Origin of the sequence: Kitasatospora sp. NPDC036755, from assembly GCF_040636595.1 — a bacterium.
Lineage (GTDB): Bacteria > Actinomycetota > Actinomycetes > Streptomycetales > Streptomycetaceae > Kitasatospora.
On record NZ_JBEZUT010000452.1, the window covers coordinates 1 to 5,414 of the forward strand.

General features: G+C 73.2%; 2 protein-coding genes. Both read left to right on the plus strand.

All coding sequences use genetic code 11. The annotated features are described in order from the left end of the window. Positions 1–2,742, plus strand: a 2,742-nt coding sequence (locus tag AB0E96_RS37740; RefSeq protein ID WP_359830853.1) for a type I polyketide synthase, incomplete at its 5' end; no start/stop codon positions are given. Positions 2,743–2,799: 57 nt separating this feature from the next. Further along, positions 2,800–5,414: type I polyketide synthase (locus tag AB0E96_RS37745; protein ID WP_359830856.1), on the plus strand; the 2,615-nt coding region annotated here is incomplete at its 3' end.

Sequence of the window (5,414 nt, forward strand, 5' to 3'; positions counted from 1 at the left end):
GAACTGCCGACCTACGCCTTCCAGCACGAGCGGTTCTGGCTGGAGTCGGGTGCCTCGGCCGGTGACGTGTCGGCGGCGGGCCTGACCTCGGCCGAGCACCCACTGCTCGGCGCACTGGTCCAACTGCCCGAGGACGGCAGCCTCGTCGCCACCGCCAAACTCTCCCTGCGCACCCACCCGTGGCTGGCCGACCACCGGGTGTCGGGCGTGGTGGTGGTGCCGGGGACCGGGCTGCTGGAGCTGGTGGTCCGGGCCGGTGACGAGGTGGGTGCCGGTGCCGTCGAGGAGCTGGTGATCGAGGCGCCGCTGGTGGTGCCGGACACCGGCGGGGTGCAGCTGCGGGTGGTGGTCTCCGGTGCGGACGCGGCCGGGCGCCGGACGGTGGGCGTGTACTCGCGGACGGAGGGGGCTTCGGCCGACCTGCCGTGGGCCCGGCACGCCACCGGCACGCTCACCGAGGCCGACAGCGAGGCCGACGCGGCGGCGACCGGTGCCACGGCGTCGACCGAGTGGCCCCCGTCCGGCGCGGAGCGCGTGGACACCGAGGGCTTCTACGAGCGCCAGGCCGAGACCGGCTACGGCTACGGGCCGTCGTTCCAGGGGCTGCGGGCGGTGTGGACGCGCGGTGAGGAGGTCTTCGCCGAGGTCGAACTGCCCGAGCAGCTCCGGGGCGAGGCCGGCCGCTACGGCCTGCACCCGGCCCTGCTGGACGCCGCCCTGCACGCCACCAGCTTCGGGGCCGTCGCCCAGGGCGAGGGCCGGCTGCTGCTGCCGTTCGCCTGGAACGGTGTCCGTCTGCACGCCGCCGGTGCGTCGGCGCTGCGGGTCCGGGTGACCCGCTCCGGGGCGGACAGCGTGACGCTCCGGATCGCCGATGCCGGAGGGGCCCCGCTGGTCGACGTTGAGTCCCTGGCCTTCCGTGCGGTGACCGGTGACCAGTTGTCGTCGGCGGGGCGTGGTGCGGGGGATGCGCTGTTCCGGGTGGAGTGGGTGCCGGTGGTGCTGCCGGAGGAGGGTGCTGTCGAGCCGGAGGTGTTGGATCTGACCGGCGACCTGGTCGGTGAGGTGGTCGGTGAGGGTCCGGAGCGGGCTCGGGTGCTGGCCGGGCGTGCTTTGGAGTGGATGCGGGAGCGGTTGGCCGGTGAGGGTTCCGGTGTGTCGGTGGTGCTGACCCGTGGGGTGGCGCAGGATCCGGCGGTGGCCGCGGTCTGGGGTCTGGTGCGGTCGGCGCAGGCGGAGAACCCGGGCCGGTTCGTGGTGGTGGACGTCGACGCGGACACGGACGCTTCGGTGTCGTCGCGCGGTCCGGTGGCGCGGGCGGTGGCGTCGGGTGAGCCGCAGGTCGTGCTGGCCGGCGGGGAGGCGCGGGTGCCCCGGCTGGTGCGTGCGGGCGCGGAGGGGGCGGAGCCGGGGTTCGGTTCGCTGGATCCGCGGGGCACGGTGCTGGTGAGCGGTGGTGGTGCTCTGGGTGCTTTGGTGGCGCGGCATTTGGTGGTGGCGCACGGGGTGCGGCATCTGGTGCTGGCGAGTCGTCGTGGTGCTGCCGCTGCCGGGGTCGGTGAACTGGTGGAGGGTCTGCGGGAGTTGGGCGCCGCGTCGGTGGACGTGGTGGCCTGTGATCTGGGTGACCGGGCGTCGGTGGCCGGTCTGTTGGCGTCGGTGCCGGCGGAGCGTGGGCTGACGGCGGTGGTGCACACGGCCGGTGTGCTGGACGACGGTGTGGTGACGGCGTTGACGCCGGAGCGTCTGGACGGGGTGTTCCGTCCGAAGGTCGACGCCGCCTGGCACCTGCACGAGTTGACCCGCGACACGGACCTGGCCGCGTTCGTGCTGTTCTCGTCGGCGGCCGCCGTGCTGGGCAACCCTGGTCAGGGCAACTACGCCGCGGCCAACGGGTTCCTGGACGGTCTGGCGCGGCAGCGGCGGGCCCAGGGCCTGCCCGCGAGCTCGCTCGCCTGGGGCCTCTGGGCGCAGTCGGCCGGCATGGGCGGCCGGCTCGACGAGGGCGGCGCCCGCGGGATCCGGCGCGGTGGAATGCTGGAACTCTCCGCGGCGGAGGGGATGGCCCTGCTCGACGCCGGGCTCCGCTCGGCCGTACCGGACCTCACCCCCGCCAAGCTGGACCTCGGCGGTCTCGCCGACGCGGCCCCCGGCACGGTCTCGCCGCTCCTGCGGCAGCTGGTCCGCCCCCGGCGCCGGGCCGCACAGCAGGCCGCCGTCACGGAGGGGCAGACGCTCGGCCGCCGGCTGGCCGGACTGTCCGAGGCGGAGCGGGCGAAGGTGGTGCTCGACCTCGTACGGGGCAGCGCGGCGGCCGTACTGGGACGCTCCGGGGCGAACGCGATCGGTGCGCAGCAGGCGTTCAAGGACGTCGGCTTCGACTCCCTCACCGCCGTCGAACTCCGCAACCGCATCTCCGACGCGAGCGGGGTCCGGCTGCCGGCCACCCTGCTCTTCGACTACCCCACGCCCGCCGCGATCGCCGAGCACCTGCGGGACCGGCTCGTCCCCGAGGCGGCGGGTGGCGCGGACTCCGTGGCGGCCGAGCTGGAACGGCTGGACGCGGCCTTCTCCGCACTGCTCGCGGACGAGCACACGCGCTCCGAAGTGGCCGGAAAGATCGGTGAGTTGGTGACCAAGTGGGGGATCGGCCCGAGCGCCCCCGCGATCGACACCGATCTCGACGCGGCGACCGACGACGAGTTCTTCGACCTCATGGACGAGGAACTCGGGCTGTCCTGAACCAGCCCGTCGTGAACCGCAGACAGTGCCCCGCCCGACCCAAGGAACAGGCTGACCATGGCGAATGACGAGAAGATCCGCGATTACCTGAAGCGCGCGGTCACCGACCTCCGGCAGACCCGCAAACGGCTGGAGGAGCTCGAGTCGAGGGACCACGAGCCGATCGCGATCGTCGGGATGGCCTGCCGGCTGCCGGGCGGGGTGACGTCCCCCGAGGAGCTGTGGCGGTTGCTCGTGGACGAGCGGGACGCGATCTCGGAGTTCCCGGACGACCGCGGCTGGGACCTGGACGGCCTGTTCGACCCGGACCCGGACCGGGTGGGGGCCTCGTACGTCCGTGAGGGCGGCTTCCTGCGGGACGCCGGCGGGTTCGACGCGGGGTTCTTCGGGATCTCGCCGCGCGAGGCGCTGGCGATGGACCCGCAGCAGCGGCTGCTGCTGGAGACCTCGTGGGAGGCCTTCGAGCGGGCGGGCATCGACCCCACCGCGCTGCACGGCAGCAAGGTCGGCGTCTACTCCGGCGTCATGTACCACGACTACGCGACCAAGGTGTCTCCGCTGCCCGAGGGGATCGAGGGTTACCTGGGCACCGGGACGGCCGGCAGTGTCGCCTCCGGTCGGGTGTCGTACACGCTGGGTCTCGAGGGGCCTGCGGTGACGGTGGACACGGCGTGCTCGTCCTCGCTGGTGGCGCTGCACCTGGCCGCGCAGTCCCTGCGCCAGGGCGAGACGGAGATGGCCCTGGTCGGCGGCGTCACGGTGATGTCCGAGCCGCTGGCCTTCGTGGAGTTCTCGCGGCAGCGGGGGCTGGCGGTCGATGGCCGGTGCAAGGCGTTCGCGGCGTCGGCCGATGGGACGGCGTGGGCCGAGGGTGTGGCGGTGGTGTTGTTGGAGCGGTTGTCGGAGGCGCGTCGGCGTGGGCACCGGGTGCTGGCGGTGGTGCGGGGCAGTGCGGTGAATCAGGACGGTGCGTCGAACGGTCTGACGGCGCCGAACGGTCCGTCGCAGCAGCGGGTGATTCGGCAGACGTTGGCGTCGGCGCGGTTGGCGTCGGCGGATGTGGATGTGGTGGAGGCGCACGGTACGGGGACGGCGCTGGGTGATCCGATCGAGGCGCAGGCGTTGCTGGCGACGTACGGGCAGGGCCGGGAGGCCGAACGGCCTTTGTGGTTGGGGTCGTTGAAGTCGAACATCGGTCATGCGCAGGCGTCGGCGGGTGTGGCGGGTGTGATCAAGATGGTGCTGGCGATGCGGCACGGGGTGATGCCGAAGACGCTGCACGTGGACGAGCCGTCGCCGAAGGTGGACTGGTCGGCGGGTGCGGTGGAGTTGCTGACCGAGGCGCGGGAGTGGCCGGCGGTCGAGGGGCGCCCGCGTCGGGCCGCCGTCTCCTCCTTCGGGTTCGGTGGCACCAACGCCCATGTGATCATCGAAGCCCCCTCGGCTTCCGAAGCCCCCGAAGCCCCCGAGGCGCTCGACGCCGAGCAGCCGCGTGGCGCCGAGCAGCCCGTCGAGGCCGTGGAGCGTGGCACTCTTCCGCTCGTGCCGTGGGTGCTGTCGGCGCGCTCGGAGGCGGGGCTGCGAGGTCAGGCGGCCCGGCTGCTCGCGCTGCTGGAGGGCGATGCGGCGCTGGACCCGATGGACGTCGGGTTCTCGCTGGCCACGACCAGGGCCGCGATGGACCACCGCGCCGCCGTGGTGGGCGCCGACCACGCGACGCTGAGGGAAGCGCTGGCCGCGGTGGCGGAAGGCGATTCGACGCCTGCGCCTCAGGGTGGCACGGCGGTGCTGTTCACCGGGCAGGGCAGTCAGCGGCTCGGAATGGGCCGGGGGTTGTACGAGGCGTTCCCGGTGTTCGCGAAGGCTTTCGACGAGGTGTGCGCGGAGCTGGATCCGCATCTGGAGGTGCCGCTGCGGGAGGTGGTCTGGGGCGGGGACGCCTCCGCGGTGGAGGCGACGGGTGTGGCGCAGCCGGGTCTGTTCGCGTTCGAGGTGGCGCTGTTCCGTCTGGTCGAGTCCTGGGGCGTGCAGGCGGACTTCGTGGCCGGTCACTCGGTGGGCGAGCTGGCGGCGGCGCACGTGGCGGGGGTGTTCTCGCTGGCGGATGCGGCGCGGTTGGTGGCGGCGCGTGGTCGTCTGATGCAGGCGTTGCCGGCCGGTGGTGCGATGGTCGCGGTGCGGGCGACCGAGGCCGAGGTGGTGGCCGAACTGCGTGATGGCGTGTCGATCGCGGCGGTGAACGGCCCGTCGCAGGTGGTGATTTCGGGTGCCGAGGACGCCGTCTTGGAGGTGGCGTCGCGGTTCGGGAAGTCGAAGCGGCTTTCGGTCTCGCACGCGTTCCACTCGGGTCTGATGGACGGCATGCTGGCGGAGTTCCGCGAGGTCGCGCGCTCGGTGTCGTACGCGCCGGCGGTGGTTCCGGTGGTGTCGAATGTGACGGGCGCGGTCGCGGGTGAGGAGCTGCGGGACCCGGAGTACTGGGTGCGGCACGTGCGTGAGACCGTGCGTTTCGCCGACGGTGTGCGCACGCTGCACGAGCAGGGCGTCTCGGTGTTCCTGGAGCTCGGCCCGGACGGCGTGCTGACCGGGATGGCGCAGGATGTCCTGGACGGTGCCGGGGAGGGTGTCCGGTGTGTGGCGTTGGTGCGGTCGCGTCGGCCGGAGGCGGAGTC